The organism is Caballeronia hypogeia (assembly GCF_001544875.2).
Taxonomy (GTDB): domain Bacteria; phylum Pseudomonadota; class Gammaproteobacteria; order Burkholderiales; family Burkholderiaceae; genus Caballeronia; species Caballeronia hypogeia.
Window position 1 is genome coordinate 41,397 of sequence record NZ_FCOA02000012.1, and the last position, 18,971, is coordinate 60,367.

General features: G+C 65.3%; 15 protein-coding genes. 7 read left to right on the forward strand and 8 right to left on the reverse strand.

The window, feature by feature from the left end; translation table 11 throughout:
- Positions 1 to 65 precede the first annotated feature (65 nt).
- Complete coding sequence (locus tag AWB79_RS18795) at positions 66 to 647, forward strand: superoxide dismutase (RefSeq protein WP_061168945.1); 582 nt, start codon at positions 66 to 68, stop codon at positions 645 to 647.
- Between the two features lie 183 nt (positions 648 to 830).
- Positions 831 to 983, forward strand: coding sequence for a hypothetical protein (locus tag AWB79_RS40110; protein ID WP_198399052.1), 153 nt, complete (start codon positions 831 to 833; stop codon positions 981 to 983).
- A gap of 5 nt (positions 984 to 988) precedes the next feature.
- Here the strand turns inward: AWB79_RS40110 and AWB79_RS18800 are convergent, their stop codons facing one another.
- From AWB79_RS18800 to AWB79_RS18815, 4 genes are all read right to left on the reverse strand, one after another.
- Positions 989 to 2,260: an EAL domain-containing protein gene (locus tag AWB79_RS18800; protein ID WP_061168946.1), complete on the reverse strand. Its 1,272-nt coding sequence runs from the start codon at positions 2,258 to 2,260 to the stop codon at positions 989 to 991.
- A 210-nt stretch (positions 2,261 to 2,470) separates the two neighbouring features.
- Positions 2,471 to 3,904 carry a multidrug transporter subunit MdtD gene (gene mdtD, locus AWB79_RS18805; protein ID WP_061168947.1) on the reverse strand — a complete coding sequence of 478 codons (1,434 nt, stop codon included), beginning with the start codon at positions 3,902 to 3,904 and terminating at the stop codon, positions 2,471 to 2,473.
- An 18-nt stretch (positions 3,905 to 3,922) separates the two neighbouring features.
- Positions 3,923 to 4,669, reverse strand: a complete 747-nt coding sequence (locus tag AWB79_RS18810) for a GntR family transcriptional regulator (protein WP_061168948.1) — start codon at positions 4,667 to 4,669, stop codon at positions 3,923 to 3,925.
- Between the two features lie 463 nt (positions 4,670 to 5,132).
- On the reverse strand, positions 5,133 to 6,347 hold the full coding sequence (locus AWB79_RS18815; RefSeq protein WP_061168949.1) for an MFS transporter: 1,215 nt from the start codon (positions 6,345 to 6,347) through the stop codon (positions 5,133 to 5,135).
- 340 nt (positions 6,348 to 6,687) lie between these two features.
- On the opposite strand from AWB79_RS18815, the gene xdhA reads away from it, so the two are divergent.
- Genes xdhA through xdhC form a run of 3 tightly spaced genes read left to right on the forward strand, consistent with a single transcriptional unit; the run spans position 6,688 to position 11,087 of the window.
- Positions 6,688 to 8,211, forward strand: coding sequence for a xanthine dehydrogenase small subunit (xdhA, locus tag AWB79_RS18820; protein ID WP_061168950.1), 1,524 nt, complete (start codon positions 6,688 to 6,690; stop codon positions 8,209 to 8,211).
- 12 nt (positions 8,212 to 8,223) lie between these two features.
- Positions 8,224 to 10,584, forward strand: a complete 2,361-nt coding sequence (xdhB, locus tag AWB79_RS18825; protein ID WP_061168951.1) for a xanthine dehydrogenase molybdopterin binding subunit — start codon at positions 8,224 to 8,226, stop codon at positions 10,582 to 10,584.
- Positions 10,581 to 11,087 (forward strand): xanthine dehydrogenase accessory protein XdhC, encoded by a 507-nt coding sequence (gene xdhC / locus AWB79_RS18830; protein WP_061168952.1) that lies wholly within the window; start codon positions 10,581 to 10,583, stop codon positions 11,085 to 11,087. Before xdhB ends, xdhC begins: the two co-directional genes overlap by 4 nt.
- A 15-nt stretch (positions 11,088 to 11,102) precedes the next feature.
- On the opposite strand, the gene AWB79_RS18835 is transcribed toward xdhC, so the two are convergent.
- The 4 genes from AWB79_RS18835 to AWB79_RS18850 form a co-directional block, all read right to left on the reverse strand.
- Complete coding sequence (locus AWB79_RS18835; RefSeq protein ID WP_061168953.1) at positions 11,103 to 12,026, reverse strand: cupin domain-containing protein; 924 nt, start codon at positions 12,024 to 12,026, stop codon at positions 11,103 to 11,105.
- Between the two features lie 59 nt (positions 12,027 to 12,085).
- Positions 12,086 to 13,075, reverse strand: a complete 990-nt coding sequence (locus tag AWB79_RS18840; RefSeq protein WP_061168954.1) for a LysR family transcriptional regulator — start codon at positions 13,073 to 13,075, stop codon at positions 12,086 to 12,088.
- A gap of 215 nt (positions 13,076 to 13,290) precedes the next feature.
- Complete coding sequence (locus tag AWB79_RS18845; RefSeq protein ID WP_061168955.1) at positions 13,291 to 13,950, reverse strand: 2-hydroxychromene-2-carboxylate isomerase; 660 nt, start codon at positions 13,948 to 13,950, stop codon at positions 13,291 to 13,293.
- 155 nt (positions 13,951 to 14,105) lie between these two features.
- Entirely contained in the window at positions 14,106 to 15,590 is a 1,485-nt protein-coding gene (locus AWB79_RS18850) for a TAXI family TRAP transporter solute-binding subunit (RefSeq protein ID WP_061169079.1), read from the reverse strand.
- A gap of 637 nt (positions 15,591 to 16,227) precedes the next feature.
- Between AWB79_RS18850 and AWB79_RS18855 the strand changes: the two genes are divergently transcribed.
- Both AWB79_RS18855 and AWB79_RS18860 read left to right on the forward strand, forming a co-directional pair.
- Positions 16,228 to 16,599, forward strand: coding sequence for a BON domain-containing protein (locus AWB79_RS18855; protein ID WP_061168956.1), 372 nt, complete (start codon positions 16,228 to 16,230; stop codon positions 16,597 to 16,599).
- Positions 16,600 to 16,851: 252 nt separating this feature from the next.
- Positions 16,852 to 18,969 carry a 3-hydroxybutyrate oligomer hydrolase family protein gene (locus AWB79_RS18860; protein ID WP_061168957.1) on the forward strand — a complete coding sequence of 706 codons (2,118 nt, stop codon included), beginning with the start codon at positions 16,852 to 16,854 and terminating at the stop codon, positions 18,967 to 18,969.
- Positions 18,970 to 18,971 lie beyond the last annotated feature (2 nt).

Genomic DNA, 18,971 nt, shown 5'->3' on the forward strand with positions numbered 1-18,971 from the left:
CAATCCATTGCTCCACTGCTTCACCCCTCACATCCCACAATCCACATAGAAAGGAAGCTCGCATCATGGAACATACGCTGCCGCCGCTGCCGTTCGACAAGAACGCGCTCGCTCCGCACATGTCGGAAGAAACGCTCGAGTATCACTATGGCAAGCACCACCAGACCTATGTGACGAATCTGAACAAGCTGATCCCGGGCACCGAATTCGAGAACATGACGCTCGAAGAGATCGTGAAGAAGTCGTCGGGCGGCGTGTTCAACAACTCCGCACAAGTCTGGAATCACACGTTCTTCTGGAACAGCCTGTCGCCGAAGGGCGGCGGCGCTCCGACCGGCGCGCTGGCTGACGCCATCAACGCCAAGTACGGCTCGTTCGACAAGTTCAAGGAAGAGTTCGCCAAGGTCGCGACCGGCACGTTCGGCTCGGGCTGGACGTGGCTCGTGAAGAAGACCGACGGCTCGGTCGATATCGTGTCGACGAGCAACGCCGCCACGCCGCTCACGACGGATGCGAAGGCCCTCGTGACCATCGACGTGTGGGAACACGCGTATTACATCGACTATCGCAATGCGCGTCCGAAGTTCATCGAGGCTTACTGGAACATTGTGAACTGGGATTTCGCGGCGAAGAATTTCGGGGCGTAAGTTTCCCGGCCGTTTAGCGCAAAAAGCCGTACCGGTTTTGCCGGTGCGGTTTTTTGTTATCGGGCGACGGTTTTTTTGAGCGAGATCGTTCGGATGCCTACCGGTAGAAGAAGCACATGGCGATCGAGCACGAAGCCGGCGCCAGCCCTAAAATGGCGCTTCGAACCTCGACTTATCATCGCCATGAAGCGCTTCGCCGCCCTCTGTCTCGCGGCCTGGTCAGCCGCCGCGCTGCTTTACTTCGGACGCCATTCCGTCGCGCTCATCGCGTTGTCGGGCGTGATCGCGCTCGCGGGTTTCGATCTGCTGCGTCCCGACACCAACACCGGCTCATAACCGGCTTACGGACGCCTCGTCCCTTCCCAGTTGATGTCCACGCACAGCACTTGTAATCCGTAAGGCGTCTGCGCCGCGATCGACGCCGTCACGCAAAGGTGCGCTTCGTTGATCGACAGATACGGCGCCGTCAGATGCACGCGCCCCGGCGCGCGCAACGCTTCGATGAAATACGGCCGACGCTCCCAGCTCGCGCCCTCCGAATGCAGCAGCGGGCTGAAACGCTTCGCGCGCTGCGACGTGCGCACCACCGGCACGACGTTGTCGCCGATCTGCCGTCCGGCCTGATCGAGCAGGAAGCAGCGCGCCGTGTCGGCGAGTTGCAGCAGTTCGCTCGTCGCGGCGGTGAGCGCTTCGCCTTCCATCAGCTTGACCGCCGCGCGTTCCAGACCGCTCACATAAGGCTCCAGGCGCGCGCCCTGCGCACGCTCGCGGGCCGCGACACGTTCGCGCGATACCGCCGAGAGCGCATCCATCGCGTCCGCCGCGACGTCGCTGTGCACCGCGTCCACGCCCGGATGCGCGAAGTAAGCGCCCTGCACGAAGTCGACATTGCATTCGAGCGCGATCAGCGCGTCGCGCTCGGTCGCGAGGCCGCCCATCAGCACGAGCTGGCCGGATTCGTGCAGCAGCGACACGAGCCGCGGCAGCACGCGCTCGATATGCGAATGCTCGGTCGCCTGCTGCAGGATGCAGCGGTCGAGCGTCACGATGTCAGGCCGCAGATGCCACACGCGGTCGATGTTCGAATGCTTCACGCCGAAGCCATCGAGCGCGATCAGAAAGCCCGACTTGCGCAGCGAATCGATGATCTCGGCAAAGCGCGTCGTCTCGCCGCCCGCCTGCTCGGGCACTTCCAGCACCACGCGCTGCGGCGGCAAACCAATGTCCTTCAGCGACGCGAGCAGTGCATCGCCGTAGCTCGTGTCCATCAGCGCGGCGGGATGCAGGCTCAGAAAGAGCCATTCGTCGTGACTGTCGAACGCATTGAAGTTGCCCAGATGCAGCGATTCGGCCAGCCGGCCGAGCTCGAGCAGATCGCCGCGCCGCGCGGCCTGCGTGAACACCTCGTGCGACGGCACATGCCGATGCGTGTCATCGCGTGCGCGCAAGGACGCGTGATAGCCGATCGCGCGCCGGTGCGACACCGAGAACACGGGCTGAAACACACTGAAGACGGTGTACTCGCCGTAAAGCACGGTGCGACGCGAGCCATCGTCGCCGGCGACGGGGCGAGGCGGCTGGAAGCGGGGAGGGTCGAGGTCAACCATGCTCATGGTGTCGATGCGTCAGGCCTTAACTTTATCGAGATAGTTTACCGGAACGGCACCCGTCCGTTCGAGCAAAAAGCGTGCAAATTCAATCTGCAAGCGGCTCGGGCGGAGTATTGGGTGGATTCCGCCGAACGAATTGTGTGCGGATTGTGCGGCCTTGTCGCGTGAGCGTGCGCGCCGCACCGGCGCGGTGCGTCGCGCGCGCGATTTCGCTCAATTCGATTCCGACGGATCGGGCTTGCGGCCCGCCGCGCGCACTTCCGGAGCGAGCTGGCCGAAGATCCAGGCCGTCGCCGCCGTGATGATGCCCACACACAGGAACGTCGCGTGGAAGGCGGGCAGCGAGTTGGTTTCCGTGACGCGCGGAAGCAGTCCGGTGAAGGTCGAGAGAATCGCGCCGGCGACGGTCACGCCGAGGCTCATCGACAACATCTGCACGAGCGAGAACAGGCTGTTGCCGCTGCTCGCGCCGCCGGTGCCCAGGTCTTTCAGCGTGAGCGTGTTCATCGCGGTGAACTGCATCGAATTGACGGCGCCGAAGATCGCCAGTTGCACGAGCCGCAGCCACAGCGGCTGCTGTGCGCTCGCAAGCGCGAAGCTCGCCATCATCAGCCCGACCAGCACGGTGTTCACCACCAGCACGCGCCGGTAGCCGTGTTTTTCGATCAGACGCGTGACGACGCGCTTGGACGCCATGCCGGCGGCGGCGACCGGCAGCATCATCAGGCCGGCATGAAACGCCGTGTAGCCGAGGCTCACCTGCAGCAGCAGCGGAATCAGATACGGCATCGCGCCGCTGCCGATGCGCGCGAACAGGTTGCCGAGCAGGCCGACGCTGAACGTGTGGATCTTGAACAGATCGAGCGAGAAGATCGGCTGAGGGGCGCGCGTCGCATGCAGACCGTAGGCGACGAAGCAGCCGAACGACAGCACCAGCAGCACGATCACGATGGCATGTTGCAGGCCGAGATCGGCGAGGCCGTCGAGCGAGATCGTCAGCGCGACCATGCCGATGGCGAGCAGCAGATAGCCCGCGAGATCGAAGCGCGCGGTCGCCGGATTGCGGCTGTCGGGCATATACAGATTGGTCGCGATGCAGCCGATCACGCCCACCGGCACGTTGATGAGAAAAATCCAGTGCCACGACGCGATCTGCACGAGCCAGCCGCCGAGCGTCGGGCCGATGAGCGGGCCGATCAGCCCCGGAATCGCGACGAACGCGAGCGCCGACAAGTAACGTTCGGCCGGAAACACGCGCAGCACGGCGAGGCGTCCGACCGGCAGCAGCATCGCGCCGCCCACGCCCTGGACGACGCGATACGCGACCAGCGCCGCCAGCGATTGCGCGTTCGCGCACAACAGCGAGCCGATGGTGAACACGAGGATCGCGCTGAAGAACACGCGTCTGGTGCCGAGCTTGTCTGCGAGCCAGCCGGAGACGGGGATCATCATCGCCATCGTGAGCGAATAGGCGATCACGACGCCCTGCATGCGCAGCGGCGCTTCGCCGAGACTGCGCGCCATCGCGGGGAGCGCCGTGTTGACGATCGTCGAGTCCAGCGTCTGCATGAAGAAGCCGGTGGCGACGAGCCACAGCATGATGGAAAGCGATCGGTCGGACGGCTGGGCTGTGGCGGTGTCGGTCATGGGGCGGGGCTTACGTCGTTACTTTCGCAGCTCGGCGACGAAGTCGTAGTAGTCGTTGCGGCAATAGGTGTCGGTCAGTTCGATCGCGCGCTGATCGGCCGTGTAGCCTACGCGCGTGATGAGCAGCAGCGCGTCGTGCGGCGCTATGCCCATCTGCCCGGCAATCTCCGGACTCGCGTTCACCGCGCGGAAGTGCTGCAGCGCGCGGACGATGGAAAGCCCGCGCGCATCGAGATAGCTGTAGAGCGAATCGCCGATGCTCTGTGGATCGGGAATGCACGACGCGGGGAACGTGGAGTTTTCGACGGCCATCACGATGTCGTCGGCGAGACGCAGACGCTTCAGGCGCGTAACGGTCGCGGCGGGCGAGAGGCCGAGCTGGATGACCTCTTCGCGATTGGCCGGCTCGATGGTGCGCGAGAGCCACCGCGAGCTGGGTTTGAAGCCGCGCCGCCGCAACATCTCGGAGAAGCTCGACAGACGCGACAGCGGATCTTCATAACGCGGCGTGATGAAGCTGCCCGCGCCGTGCTCGCGACGGATCAGCCCTTGCTCGACGAGCAGCGCGATCGCCTTTCTCGACGTGATCCGCGACACGCCGAGCGCCTCCGACAACACGCGCTCGGAGGGCAGCGCTTCGCCGGCGTTCCAGCGATTGTCGTGGATGGCGTCGGCGAGCTTGCGGGCAAGTTGAAGGTAGAGCGGGGTGTCGCTGTCCGGGTCCGGGCGCAAGTCGCGCCAGCGGTCTTCCGTGGTCGGGTTCATAAAGCGGACGCAAATGGGCCAAGCGGGGATTTTAAGACAAACGGCCCTATTGGGGCGCTCGTTATCCGATGGACCGGGGCGTCCGGGGCGTCCGGAACGGACCGTAGGCCGAGGCGCGGCGTCAGCGCGACGTCGGAAGGGGAACGGAAGAGAGAACGCGCCTGCGAAGACTACGGCGTCTGGTCCGCTATGCGCGGTACCTGGACTACATCCGGGCAAGTGCGTTGCCCGAGAATCTGAATTTGGCGGGTCCGCCCGGTTACGGGGCTGTTGTGGCGTTTCCCGTGCGAGCCTCACGTCGATGCGCGCGTCGACGTGAGTTGCGTCACTTGCGCGTTGTCGCGTTGTAGTAGGTCCCGCGATCCAGGGAACGCTGAAGGTTTTCGTTGTCTTGTTCCGACTGACGCATGACGCAGTTGGAATAGGCCTTCGCTCCACGGCCGGAGCGAAGCGGATGGCAGCGTCAGGCAGTCGCCGGCCCACCCACTCCACGCCCCGCGCGCATATAAAGCGCCACCGACAACCCCACTGCCAGCGCGGCCGCCAGCGCGGCGAACAGGAACACAGAGCCGTAGCCGAGCTCACCCGCGACATACCCCGCGAGCGGCCCCGTCAACCCGAGCGACAGGTCGAGAAACACCGAATACGCCGACAACGCCGCGCCACGGCTGGCCGGCGGCACGAGCCCGACCGCCTCGACGCCCAGCGCCGGAAACACCAGCGCGAAGCCGAAACCGGTCAGCGCCGCGCCCGCGAGCGCGAAGGTCGGCTCTGCGGCGAGCCACAGCATCAACAGCCCGGCACACTCGAAGGCGAACGACACGATGGCCACGCGGAACCCGCCGTACGCCTTGATCGTGTTGGCGAACAGCAGGCGCGCGCCGATGAACATCGTGCCGAACACCGTCAGCGACAGAGCCGCGTTCGGCCAGTTATGAGCGGCGTAGTACAGCGTGATGAAGGTCGCGATCGAGCCGAATCCCGCCGATCCGAGCGCGAGGCCCAGGCCGTGGGGCAGCACGCGGAAGAACACGCTGCGATACGACATGCGCTCACCGTGCACGACCGGCACGGGCGCCATGCGCGTCGCGAGCCAGTAGCCGAAGGCGCCCAGCGCGATCACGATCAGTCCGAGCGAAGCGAATCCCAGCGAATGATCGATCGCGACGCCGAGCGGCGCGCCGACCGCGAGCGCGCCGTAAGTGGCGATGCCGTTCCAGGAAATCACTTTCGCGTTGTTCGTCACGCCCACGCGCCCGATGCCCCACGTGATCGATCCCGTGCCGACCCAGCTCTCGCCGAAGCCCAGCACGAGCCGTGCGAGGACCAGCAGCACGAGACTCACCGCATGCCATTGCGCGGCGAGCGCCGAGCAGAGCAGCAGCACGCCGCTTGCCGCGCATGCCACAAGGCCGTAGAGCACGGTCTTCTTGGGGCCGACCGTATCCGCGGTGCGTCCCGCGAGCGGCCGCGACATCAGCGTGGCGAAATACTGGACGCTGATCGCCGCGCCCGCCATCACCGAACCGTAGCCCAGATCCGTGTGCACGAAGCCTGGCAGCACCGCGAGCGGAATGCCGATCGTCAGATAGCAGAGAAACGTGTACAGCACGACCGGCAGAATCCGGAGCGTGACGGCGAAATCGCCTTGCGGCTGGGTTCGAGTCTCGGAGGACATAGGGAAATTGCGGGCTTGTATTCGGCGCGAAGGCATGATTGTCACATATGTTGCGTCGCAACGTCGCACTTGCTTTGTAACCGGATAGAACAAATTGGCCGTCCGGACGGTCGGATGGCGTCGCCGGAAGCCTTGCGGAATAAGGCTCAGCGAACATATCGGGGCGGGAATATGTCGCTCATGCAATGTCGCCTATGGGTTGTGGTTTTTGGTGGTGATAGCTTTCGAACCATCGAGGCGATCGGAGCATTCCGACGAATCGCCCGGAGACAAGCCAAAGCCACCGGCTGCGCACCCCGCGCAACCAGCAAGCAGCAACAGAGCCCCGCGAGACATATCCATGACCCAGCCGATCCGCTTCTATCACCGCAACGCGATTCAGGAAGTGAGCAGCGCGTCGACGACGCGCACCGTCCTGCAATACCTGCGCGAAGACGCGCGCTGCACCGGCACCAAGGAAGGCTGCGCGGAAGGCGATTGCGGCGCGTGCACGGTCGTCATCGGCGAGCCGGACGGGCAGGGCGGCGTCGCGTTCAAGGCGGTCAACGCGTGCGTGCAGTTCCTGCCGACGCTCGACGGCCGCGCGCTCTTCACCGTCGAAGATCTGCGTCAGCCGGACGGCACGCTGCATCCGGTGCAGCAGGCGCTGGTCGACTGCCACGGCTCGCAGTGCGGCTTCTGCACGCCGGGTTTTGCAATGTCGATGTTCGCGCTCTACGAAAAGCACGGCCATGCGACGACCGGATGCGCCGGCAAGTGCGAAAAGACGAAGCCCTCGCGTCAGGAAATCAGCGATGCGCTGACGGGCAATCTGTGCCGCTGCACGGGCTATCGTCCGATCATCGATGCCGCCGAGCAGATGTTCGATCACGCGCCGCTCGCGCCCGTCGACGTGTCGCGGCTCGCGCGCACGCTCGAAAGCCTGAAGCGCGACGACACGTTCCAATACGAGCACGCCGGCCGCAAATTCGACGCGCCGCGCACGGCAGAAGCGCTCGCATCGATCAAGGACGAGAACCCGAACGTGCGGATTCTCGCGGGCAGCACCGACATCGGCTTGTGGGTGACGAAGCAGTTGCGCGATCTCGGCGACATCGTCTACATCGGGCAGATCGAGTCGTTCAAGCATGTCGAGACCACCGACGAATGGATCGAGATCGGCGCGGGTGTGTCGGTCGATCGCGCTTACGACGAACTGGTGAAAACGTATCCCGAACTCGAGGAAACGCGCCTGCGCTTCGCGTCGCTGCCGATCCGCAATGCGGGCACGCTCGGCGGCAATGTCGCGAACGGCTCGCCGATCGGCGATTCGATGCCCGGCCTCATCGCGCTGAATGCGCGCGTCGTGCTGCAAAGCGTGAACGGCACGCGCGAGATGCCGCTCGAAGACCTGTACATCGCCTATCAGAAGAAGGACATGGCGGAGAACGAGTTCGTCGCAGCCATTCGCGTCCCGACGCGCACGGGCAAGCGCGCGCAACTCAAGTTCCGCGCCTACAAGCTGTCGAAGCGTTTCGACTCCGACATTTCCGCCGTGTACGCGGCGTACACCTTCATCGCCGACGGCGACACGATCCGCGAGCCGCGCCTGGCCTACGGCGGCATGGCCGCGACGCCGAAGCGCGCCGCGCATGCCGAAGCCGTGCTCGCCGACGCGCACTGGCACGAGGCCACCGTGCAGGCCGCGATGATCGCGCTAAGCAAGGACTATCAGCCGCTCACCGACATGCGCGCGAGCAGCGACTACCGCCTCGACACCGCGAAAAGCCTGTTGTATCGCTTCTGGCTGGAAACGCGTCCGCGCAATCCGCTGGACAAAGCGAAGCTGGATGTGCGTGCAATCGAACTGGTCGAAGCGAAGTAAGGAGACAAGAACATGAATCAGCAAGCCGAAGCCTTTCTCGCCGATGCCCAGTCGCTCGCGAACGAAATCGACGCTTTCAAGCAAGTCCACGTTTCGCGCCCGCATGAATCGGCGCATCTGCATGTAGCCGGCCGCGCGAGCTATACCGACGACATTCCGCTCGTCGCGGGCACGCTGCACGCCGCGCTCGGCACGAGCCCGAAGGCGCACGCGAAAATTCTCTCGATGAACTTCGACGCCGTGCGTGCGACGCCGGGCGTCGTCGCCGTGTTCACCGCCGAGGACATTCCCGGCGTGAACGACTGCGGCCCGATCATCCACGACGATCCGGTGCTGGCTCAGGGCATCGTGCAGTACGTCGGCCAGCCGATGTTCATCGTCGTCGCGACCTCGCACGATACGGCGCGTCTCGCCGCGCGCCGCGCGACCATCGAATTCGAAGACCTCGTGCCCGTGCTCACGCCGGAAGATGCGCGCAAGGCGGAATCGTATGTGCTCAATCCGCTCAAACTCTCACGCGGCGATGCCGAAGGGCGCATGTCGAAGGCGGCCCATCACGAGCGCGGCGCGATGAAGCTCGGCGGGCAGGAGCAGTTCTATCTCGAAGGCCAGATCGCCTACGCCGTGCCGAAGGAAGACGACGGCATGCACGTCTACTGCTCGACGCAGCATCCGACGGAAATGCAGCATCTCGTCGCGCACGTGCTGAACGTGCATTCGCATAACGTGCTGGTCGAATGCCGGCGCATGGGCGGCGGCTTCGGCGGCAAGGAATCGCAGTCGGGCATTTTCGCGTGCTGCGCATCGCTCGCCGCGTGGAAGCTGTTGTGCCCGGTGAAGCTGCGTCCGGACCGCGACGACGACATGATGATCACCGGCAAGCGCCACGACTTCGTGTACGAGTTCGAGGTCGGTTACGACGATGACGGCAAGATCGATGGCGTCGCCGTCGACATGACATCGCGCTGCGGCTTCTCCGCCGACTTGTCGGGCCCGGTGATGACGCGCGCCGTCTGCCACTTCGACAACGCGTACTGGCTGTCGGACGTGAAGATCGAAGGCTATTGCGGCAAGACCAACACGCAGTCGAACACCGCGTTTCGCGGTTTCGGCGGGCCGCAGGGCGCGTTCGCGATCGAATACATCTTGGATAACGTGGCGCGTTCGGTCGGACGTGACTCGCTCGACGTGCGCCGCGCGAATTTCTACGGCAAGACGGAGAACAACAAGACGCCTTATGGCCAGACGGTCGAGGACAACGTCATCCATGAATTGATCGCCGAGCTGGAGGAGACGAGCGAGTATCGTCGCCGCCGCGCGGATATCGACGAATTCAACGCGAACAATGAAATCCTGAAGAAGGGCATGGCGCTCACGCCGGTCAAGTTCGGCATCGCGTTCAACGTCACGCACTTCAATCAGGCGGGCGCGCTCGTTCACATCTATACCGACGGCTCGATGCTCGTGAATCACGGCGGCACCGAAATGGGCCAGGGCCTGAACACGAAGGTCGCGCAAGTGGTCGCGCACGAACTCGGCGTCGACTTCGAGCGCGTGCGCGTGACGGCGACGGACACGAGCAAGGTCGCCAATACATCGGCGACGGCGGCATCGACCGGAACCGATCTGAACGGCAAGGCCGCGCAGGACGCCGCGCGCCAGTTGCGCGAGCGGCTTGCGAAGTTCGCAGCGGAGAAATTCGGCGGCGGCACGGTGACGGCTTCGGAAGTGCGCTTTGCCAATGACCGCGTGATTGTCGGCGACGATGCGATTCCGTTCGGCGAAGTCGTGCAGAAGGCGTATCTCGCGCGCGTGCAATTGTGGTCCGACGGCTTCTACGCGACGCCCAAGCTCCACTGGGACGCGGCGACGATGCAGGGCCGCCCGTTCTTCTACTACTCGTATGGCGCGGCGGTTGCCGAGGTCGTGATCGACACGCTCACCGGCGAAATGCGCGTGCTGCGCGCCGATGCGCTGCACGACGTGGGCGCGTCGCTGAATCCGGCGCTCGACAAAGGTCAGGTCGAAGGCGCGTTCGTGCAGGGCATGGGCTGGCTCACGACGGAAGAACTCTGGTGGAACGAAAAAGGCAAGCTGATGACGCACGCGCCTTCCACCTACAAGATTCCGACGACCAACGACATGCCGGCCGATTTCCGCGTGAATCTGTTCAAGAATCGCAACGTGGAGGACAGCATCCATCGTTCGAAGGCCGTGGGCGAGCCGCCGCTGCTGCTGCCGTTCTCGGTGTTCTTCGCAATCCGCGACGCGGTCTCGGCGGTCGGCGAGCACAAGATCAATCCGCCGCTGAACGCACCCGCGACGGCGGAGGAGATTCTCAAGGCGGTGAATGCGGTCAGGAGCGCACGATGATGCACGTCGTCCTGTTCGGCGCGGGTCACGTCGGCCACGCGCTCGTGAAGGTGCTGGGCACGTTGCCGTGCGTCGTGCAATGGGTCGATGCGCGCGACGAACTGTTCCCCGACGAAGTCCCGGCGAACGTGCAGATCGAAGCCACCGATCTGCCCGATGCGATCGTCGACGAAGCGCCGGCGGGAGCGTATTTCATCGTGATGACGCACGATCATTCGCTCGATTTCTCGCTCACGCAGCGCATCATGCGGCGCGAGGATTTCGCGTACTTCGGTCTGATCGGCTCGGCGACCAAGCGCGTGAAGTTCGAACGGCGTCTGATGGAGCGCGGCGTTTGCGCGGAGCGCCTGCCGGAGATCACCTGTCCGATCGGCGTGGAAGGTATCGTCGACAAGGCGCCGTGGTCGATCGGCTTGGCCGTTGCCGCACAGTTGTTGCGCGTGCGGGAAATGACAGCGCGGCTGGGCGCGGATGGATTCCGGAAGGCCCGCGCCGCGGCCTGATCGCACGGATGCGCTTCAGGCGATGGCGTTCGTCGCCCTGAAGCGCCCCGGTGCCACCCCATAAAGCTCCTTGAAGCGTTTCGAAAAAGCCGCTTCCGACTGATATCCCACATCTGCCGCTACATCCGCGATGCTCTTCTTCGTGTGCGTGAGCATGGTGCTCGCGAGTTGCATGCGGACGTGACTGAGCAACGTCAGCGGCGAACTGTCCGAATGCGCGGAGAACGCGCGCATGAAAGTGGCGCGCGACATCGCGGCTTCCTTCGCCAGCATTTCCAGTGTCCACGGCTCGGCGGGCCGCTCCAGCATTGCGATAATCGACGCGCCCAGCCGGCGATTCGCCAGCAGCCCCAGCACGCCCGCCAGCGACGGCTCGCCGGCGAGCCATGCGCGCAGCACCATCGTGAAGAGCGCCGTGGACAAAGCCGTGACAATCGACGGCGCGCCGAGTTGCGCCTCTTCGGCTTCGCGCCGCATCGTCTGGACGAGCGGCCCGAGATACGCCCCGGACGCGTTCGAGAACGACACATGCACGACGTCCGGCAGCACGTCGATCAGAAGCGCGCGCGGCGCGTACAGAAAGCGGCCGCACAGCAGATCTACGCCGGGCCCCTGCGCGCCGCCGCAATTGCTGCGCACGGTGACCGCGCCGTTGTCATGCGCTTCCATCGTGCCTTGCGCGGCCGCGTGTCCGTCCGCCTGAATGCTCAGCACGTGCGCGTGGCCGCGCGGCAGGAAGAAGATGTCGCCGGCGGTGAGTTCGAGCGGCGGCTGGCCGGGACGCAACACCGTGCACGCCCCATCCAGCACGACGTGATACACCGCTTCGCCCACGGGCGCGGGCGCATGCTCCAGTTCCAGCGGACCGCTCAGCAGACAGCGAAGATCGAGTGCGCCGGAAAGATTCGCGAGCTGGATCAGTTTGTCGAGTGCGTCCATGTGAGCGGAGAGGCGTGAGGATGTCGTTCGGATACTACCGAACTCCCGCCGTCCGCGCGCTACTTCGCGATCTCGCTCTCGCCCGGCTCGGTGGCCGCGTCCGTTGGGAAAGAGGGCGCGTTCTTCTTGCGCGTGAGCGAATCGGACACGCTCGACATCAGCTCGCGCAGCCACGCGACATCCGTCGGCTGATCGGGCTGCGGCAGCGAAAGCTGATAGCACTTGATGCGCGGAAACGGCACCGGCGACTCCAGCACGGCGAGCGGCAGGATCGATGCATAGTGCTGGGCGAAGCGGCGCGGCGCGGTGAAGATGAGATCCGATTGCAGCAGCACCTGCGGCACCAGCCCGAAGTAGGGAATGGTCGTCACGATACGCCGCTTGATTCCCGCGCGCGCGAGGCCTATGTCGATCGGATGACGCCGGCCGCCGCTGTACGGCGTCGGCGCGAGATGCGCGGCGAGCGCGTAGCGTTCGGCGGTGAGCGGCTCGCGCGCGAGCGGATGGCCTGCACGCATCAGGCAGACGAATACATCCGTGAAGAGATCCTGGCGCTCGAAGCGCGGTTCGGGCTTGGACCAGTTGGCGACCATCAGGTCGATCTCGCCGTCGTCGAGCATGCGCTCGTGATCGCGCATCGGGTTCAGCGATTCGATCTCCAGGCGCGCCTGGGGCGCGGCATCGCGGAACGCCGCGACGAGCGTCGGCATGAAGAAATCGTTGAGGTAATCGGGCGCGGCGACGCGAAAGGTTCGGCGCGAGTTCGTCGGGTCGAAGTCGCCGTGCGGCGTGGCGACGAACTCGACTTCGCGCAGCGCGCGCTGGGCGGGCGCGAGCAGCGACTCGCCATATTCGGTCGGCACCATGCCCTGCTTGCCGCGCACGAGAATCGGGTCGTTCAGGATCTCGCGCAAACGCCGCAGCGCCGTGCTGATCGCCGGCTGCGTCTGGTTCAGCCGCTGCGCGGTCTGCGTGACGCTGCGCTCCTGCAACAGGGTGCGCAGCACGCGGATGAGCCAGATATCGAGTGAATCGGCGGGTTCGTTCATGGGTCGAGCGGTTGTGTTCGGTCGGGCTGACAGTGCGTGCCCACCGCCTTGCCGGATATCGCCGGATGCCGCGCGCGCCGTTTCCCGCGCGTCACCGAACGCCCGAGTCGACAAAATGTCACGCAGCCTGAACCGAAGTTAACCGCTTATCGGATTTTGACGCCATAGCGAGCGCGCTATGCACGGCATATGCGCAGCTTTTTCCGGCCTCGCCGTCAGCCGAAATCCGCGTCGCGAGGGGCGATCGGCAGCGCGCTGATGCGCCGGACTTCGGCGCCCTCGAGCCAGTTCGGCGAACGCGCAACGTACAGCACCATCGGCAAGGTATCTTCGCCCCAGAAAATCTGATCGTTGACGACGAAGGTCGGCACGCCGAACACGCCCATCTCCGCGGCGCGCTCGTTGTTCTCGCGCAGTTGCGCCTTGATGTCCTCGTCCTCGATGCGCGCTTCGGCCTCCGGCATGCCCACGTGCGCGCAGAGCGCGCGAAAGCCTTCCGGACCGGATGGGTCGCGTCCCTCGCGCCAGATATAGCGGAAGATGTCGCGCACACAGGCAGTCTTGCCGCCCGCCAGCACCGCGAGCCTGAGCGGCTTGCTCGGGTCGAACGGATGCGCGGGCGGCATCTTGAACGGAATGCCCAGTTGTTCGGCGCGAAACAACGCGTGCCGGTAGGTGAAGACGCGTTTGGACGGGATCGTGGCCGCGTGAGGCTGACCCCAGCGGTCGAGCAGTTTCATCAACTGGATGGGCACGAGTTCGAACGGCATGCCCGGCCACTTTTCGTGCTGCTCGAGCAACAAATACGAGAACGGCGAAATGAAGTCGAAGAAAAAGTACGGCTTACCACCACTGGCCGAATGCGGGGCACTCATGTCCGTTCTCCCTGAAATCCGTGACTCTTTCGCGCCTCGGGCGCCGGAGCCTGATCTGTTGTTCGTTTTTGCGGTGCGTTCGTGTCCTGCATGCCGGATGAGGCGCCGACGGGCTGACGGCGCCTCATCCGTTCTTCCTGCCGCTTCAATAGATATTACGTGCTGCCTTGTTCCGTGTCTGCCCGCGAAGCGACACCGGATGCGTCCGTTTGCGTCGCCGTTCGCGCAGTTGCGCCGCCCGCCGGCGTGCCGGGCGCAACCGGCGCGTGTGCGAGGCGCTCGCGCACGAAGCCGATATGTTCACGCAGCACATAAAACTGGTCCGCGAACGCGAGCGGCATCTTCATGCCGTTCACGGCCGTTTCGATTGCGTCGATGCGGTCGAGCAAGGCGTCGCGCTGGGCGATGTCCGGGCCGCTGATCGCTTCGCGCTCTATCGCAATGAGCGCGCCATACCAGCGATAGATGCGCGATTTCACGCGCCACCGGTACAGCCCCGGCACGAGCCGCAGGCCCGGAATCAGCACCACGATCAACGGCACCAGCACGACCAGCACGCGATCCGCGAGACTCGCGAGCCAGAACGGCAGCGTGCGATACAGGAAGCTCTTGCCCGATTTGTAATAGCGCTCGGCGTCGTCGCTGATGCGGAATTCGTGTACCAGTGGCGCGGGGAATTCGTTCGCCCGCTGCAGCAGGCTGGCGCGGCCATGCACTTCGCGTGCCGCTTCGATCAGCAGATCCGAAAGGGCCGGATGCAGACTGTCGCGCGCGACCAGCTCGGCGGTCGGCGCGATCATGTGCACCGGGCGCGGCGGCAGGTTGCGGGCGAAATCGAACGCGCCCATCGGCAACTGGATTTCGGTGAGATAGGGAAAGCGGCGCGCGTAGGCGTCGGCCTGGGCGAAGTCCATGAAGCGCACGCCCGGCGTGCGCAGGAGCTTCGCCATGGTCGGCGGCTGGGCGGAGTCGCCCGCGAGAAATACGGCGTCGACCTGGCCAGCTTCGAGGGCCTTGGCGGCATCGTCGCCGGCGAGCGGCAGGAGTTCGGTGTCACCGCCCGGCTCGATGCCGTTCGCCTTCAGCAGCGTGAGCGCCAGCACGCGCGAGCCGCTGCCTTCCGCGCCGATCGCGAGCCGCTTGCCCTTCAGCTCCGAGAGCCGGTTGACGACCGTGGCGCCGCGGTAAAACACCGCGAGCGGCACATATGTCACGCTGCCGAGCGATTCCAGATTGTCGTGCGTCGCGCCGGGCTTACTGAGCCCGCCCTGCACGAAACCGACATCGACGTTCGATTTCGGATCTTCGAGGCGCGTCAGATTGTCGAGCGAGCCTTGGGTTTCGAGCACGTTGAGCGTGATGCGGTTGCGCGCGAGGATCGTTTTGTACTTCTGCGCGCTGTTCCAGAACGAACTGCCTTTCGGACCGGCCGCGATGGTCAGCGTATTCGGTGGCGCGGGCTGGATCAGCCGCACCGCCACATAGAGAGCGATGGCGCAAACGAGCAGAATCGGGCCGAAGGTGAGCGCGAGGTCGCGCCAGGAGATCGCCACGAAGCGCGCGACGATTTTCGGTTGCGGCCTGCGCCGGGGCGGGACATCCGGATCGCGGCCCGGCGTGTTTCCTGAGGATTCGGTCATCTCTTCGGTAATCGGAAAACTTCGTGCGCAGGAGCTTACCTGATCGCGTAACGGCCACGCCGCGCGGGCGGCGCGCATGACGTCGATGGTACCCTCAACCGCCCGACCCCCGATGGTCCGAGCGCATGCGCCGACTGTGACAGGCGTGTGTAGCGGAGTACGGCGCTAACCCGGCGCTGTTGCTTGCGCGCGCTTGGGGCGGGCCGTGTCGTTAAATGTTTTGCGCTAATGGCCGTGCTGGGCTAAATTGACGTTCGCCGCCGCATGACGAGACCCATCTCGCGCCTTGACCCGGAATGTGGGCATCCTGGACGCGCGCCACGCTTTTCAGGCGTAACCAGAGGGCGCGCCGAGCATGCGCCATGCAGCAGGACACATTCGAGCCGACGGGTTCGCCGCCCGACCAACCGGCCGCTTTTTGTTTCTTTCGCCAGTCTCTCGCAGCACCGTGAGCCGCATCAGCCGGCTTGCCGCCGCCATTCCCGCGCGCCTTTTTCAGCGCCGCGGGTGAACGCGTGGCCACGGGCAACCGCTCGATGTCGTAGCTCAGCCGCTGGGAATGCGGTCCGCTTTTGCAGTGCAAAACGAGCGAAGTAGCAACTGTGCGAAGTCAACAAGCGAAACAAAAGGAGAAATCATGAAAGCAGTCGATCTGTTGAAGGCGTTGGGCGTGGTGGTGTGCGTGGCCGTGGCTTCGAGCGCCTATGCCCAATCGAGCGACGCGGCGGCCACGAGCGCGGAAGCGGCGTCGCCGACCAAGGCCCAGAAATCCTCGACCAAGAAGACCGATCGCAAGCTCGGCTACGACGTGCGCCGCGCGCTATCGAAGACTCAGGGCTTCGACGTGTCGAACGTGTATGTGCGTGCGCGCAGCGGCGCGGTGACGCTGACCGGCACGGTGCCGGAAGGCGGCCAGATCGCCCAGGCCGAGGAAGTGGCCAAGGGCGTGACGGGCGTGAAGTCGGTCACGAACAAGATCACGCTCGGCGTGCAAGGCGGCGGGCAGTAACACGCTCGACAGGCACTGGGCGGCATCGCGCGATGCCGCTCGCTTCGCTCGTCACGCGGGCGTTTGAACGGGCTCCGGCGCTTTCGCCGGGGCCCGTCGCCGTTTTGGCGAGCCGTTTCCGGCGCGAGGTAAAAATTCGTCGCGACGCCCGCCCGATATGGCGCGATACTTGAACACCGGCCGCGCGGCGTCGCGGGCGTGCTGTAGTCCTTACGTTGCCTGATTCGATCGAACGGATGGCGGAGGGTCACCATGAAGCAATTCGCGCAGACCTGGCCCACGTTCTCCACGCTGGCCGCGCTGACGATACTCGGCGCGGCGCTCGCCGCCTGCGGCAGCGACGACGACAACAGCAGCGGCGGCGGCACGCCGAGCAACGCCGTGCCGAACTTCGTCTCCGGCGGGATCAGCAGCAAAACCTATGACGGCGTCTCCGACGACCTGCTGACGGCGGGGCTCGGCAAATCGGGCCTCGCGTCGTCGACCGTGCCCGCGATTTCCAATCCGGCCGCTCCGACCGCGGCGGAATTGCGACGCCTCGCCATCTACACGAACTATCGCGCGCTCGTCGATGTATCGACGAACGGCGGCTACGGCGTCTTCTGGGGCCCCAACGTCGACCTGAACGGCGGCGACACGCTCGGTGAAGGCAAGATCGCGGGCAAGGAATACATCGCCTATTCGGACGACGGCAGCGGCACGCAGAACGTCACGCTGCTCGTGCAGATTCCGGCGAGCTTCAATCCGGAACAGCCGTGCATCGTCGCGGCGGCGTCGTCGGCGTCGCGCGGGGTTTATGGCGCGATCGCATCGGCGGGCGAGTGGGGCTTGAAGCGCGGCTGCGCGGTCGCCTACACCGACAAGGGCACCGGCAACGGCGCCCAGGAAATCGCGACCAGTCTCGTCACGCTCATCGACGGCACGCTCGCGAGCGTCAACCTCGCGGGCACCAAGGCCATCTTCAAGGCGAGTGCGAGCGCGTCGTCGCTCACGTCGTTCAATTCGGCGTTCCCGAACCGCTACGCGTACAAGCACGCACATTCGCAACAGAACCCCGAGCAGAACTGGGGCAAGTACACGTTGCAGGCGATCCAGTTCGCGTATTGGGCGCTCAACGACATGTTCGGGCCGGTCAGCGGCTCGACGCAGTTGCGCTTCAACAAGGGCGACGTGACGACGATCGCGGCATCGGTGGGGAATGGCGGCGGCGCGTCGCTGGCGGCGGCCGAGCAGGATGTCGACGGCTGGATCAACGCGGTCGTCGTCGGCGAGCCGCAGATCAGTCTGACGCTGCCCTCGCAAGTGTCGGTGCGGCAGGGCGGCGTGCCGGTCGCATCGTTCGGGCGGCCGCTCGCCGATTACGCGACGCTCGCCAATCTGCTGCAGCCATGCGCGGCGCTCGCGCCTGCCGCGGCGGGCGCGCCCAACCTGTCGACGCTGCTGCCCGCGCCCACCAACGCGCTGCGCACGGCGCGCTGCGCGACGCTCGCCGCCAACGGCCTCATCGCCAGCGGCAGTACCACGACGCAGGCCAGCGATGCGCTCAACCGCCTGCATCAGGCGGGCTGGCTTTCCGACTCGGACCTGCTGCAGGCTCCGATGTGGGATTCTCAGGCGAGCCCGGGCATGGCCGTTACTTTCGTCGATGCCTACATGAAGGCGAGCGTGCTCGACAACCTGTGCAACTTCAGCTTCGGCACGACCAACGCGACGACGGGCGCGGCGGGCGTGCGTCCCATCGTCTCGCCGATGTCGACGATATTCGGCAACGGCAACGGTATGCCGCCGACCAACGGCATCAATCTGGTCTACAACGCGGGAGTGGCGGGCGCGGCGGATCATCGGCTGGCGACGTCCGACGCGAGCTACGCGGGTGCGGCGTGCCTGCGCTCGCTGTGGACCGACAGCAACCCGACGCTCACGGACAGCGTGAACGCGGTGCGCCTGAGCGCGAACCTGCGCGGCAAGCCGGCGATCATCGTGCAGGGCCGCGCCGATGCGCTCGTGCCGGTCAACCATTCGTCTCGTCCGTATCTCGGCGCGAACCGCGTGGCCGAAGGAAGCAAGAGCCAGCTTGCGCTTTACGAGATCACGAACGGGCAGCACGCCGACGGCTTGCTCGGCACGCCGGGCTTCGACTCGCGTTTCATCCCGGTGCAGTACTACAACCTGCAGGCGCTGAACCTGATGTGGGCCCATCTGAAGAGCAACGCCACTTTGCCGCCGTCGCAGGTCGTGCGCACCGTGGCGCGTGGCGGCAGGCCGGGGGACGCGCCCGCGCTCACGTCGGCGAATCTGCCTTCGATTGCGGCCGATCCGGGCTCGAATGCGATTTCGGTCGCCGGCGGAACGGTCAACGTGCCGAACTGACG

Coding starts and splice junctions, on each gene's coding strand:
- xdhB (WP_061168951.1), top strand. CDS start 8,224: ATGAATCAGCAAGCCGAAGCCTTTCTCGCCGATGCCCAGTCGCTCGCG.
- AWB79_RS18845 (WP_061168955.1), bottom strand. CDS start 13,950: ATGAGTGCCCCGCATTCGGCCAGTGGTGGTAAGCCGTACTTTTTCTTC.
- mdtD (WP_061168947.1), bottom strand. CDS start 3,904: ATGACCGACACCGCCACAGCCCAGCCGTCCGACCGATCGCTTTCCATC.
- AWB79_RS40110 (WP_198399052.1), top strand. CDS start 831: ATGAAGCGCTTCGCCGCCCTCTGTCTCGCGGCCTGGTCAGCCGCCGCG.
- xdhC (WP_061168952.1), top strand. CDS start 10,581: ATGATGCACGTCGTCCTGTTCGGCGCGGGTCACGTCGGCCACGCGCTC.
- xdhA (WP_061168950.1), top strand. CDS start 6,688: ATGACCCAGCCGATCCGCTTCTATCACCGCAACGCGATTCAGGAAGTG.
- AWB79_RS18860 (WP_061168957.1), top strand. CDS start 16,852: ATGAAGCAATTCGCGCAGACCTGGCCCACGTTCTCCACGCTGGCCGCG.
- AWB79_RS18850 (WP_061169079.1), bottom strand. CDS start 15,590: ATGACCGAATCCTCAGGAAACACGCCGGGCCGCGATCCGGATGTCCCG.
- AWB79_RS18855 (WP_061168956.1), top strand. CDS start 16,228: ATGAAAGCAGTCGATCTGTTGAAGGCGTTGGGCGTGGTGGTGTGCGTG.
- AWB79_RS18800 (WP_061168946.1), bottom strand. CDS start 2,260: ATGAGCATGGTTGACCTCGACCCTCCCCGCTTCCAGCCGCCTCGCCCC.
- AWB79_RS18835 (WP_061168953.1), bottom strand. CDS start 12,026: ATGGACGCACTCGACAAACTGATCCAGCTCGCGAATCTTTCCGGCGCA.
- AWB79_RS18795 (WP_061168945.1), top strand. CDS start 66: ATGGAACATACGCTGCCGCCGCTGCCGTTCGACAAGAACGCGCTCGCT.
- AWB79_RS18815 (WP_061168949.1), bottom strand. CDS start 6,347: ATGTCCTCCGAGACTCGAACCCAGCCGCAAGGCGATTTCGCCGTCACG.
- AWB79_RS18810 (WP_061168948.1), bottom strand. CDS start 4,669: ATGAACCCGACCACGGAAGACCGCTGGCGCGACTTGCGCCCGGACCCG.
- AWB79_RS18840 (WP_061168954.1), bottom strand. CDS start 13,075: ATGAACGAACCCGCCGATTCACTCGATATCTGGCTCATCCGCGTGCTG.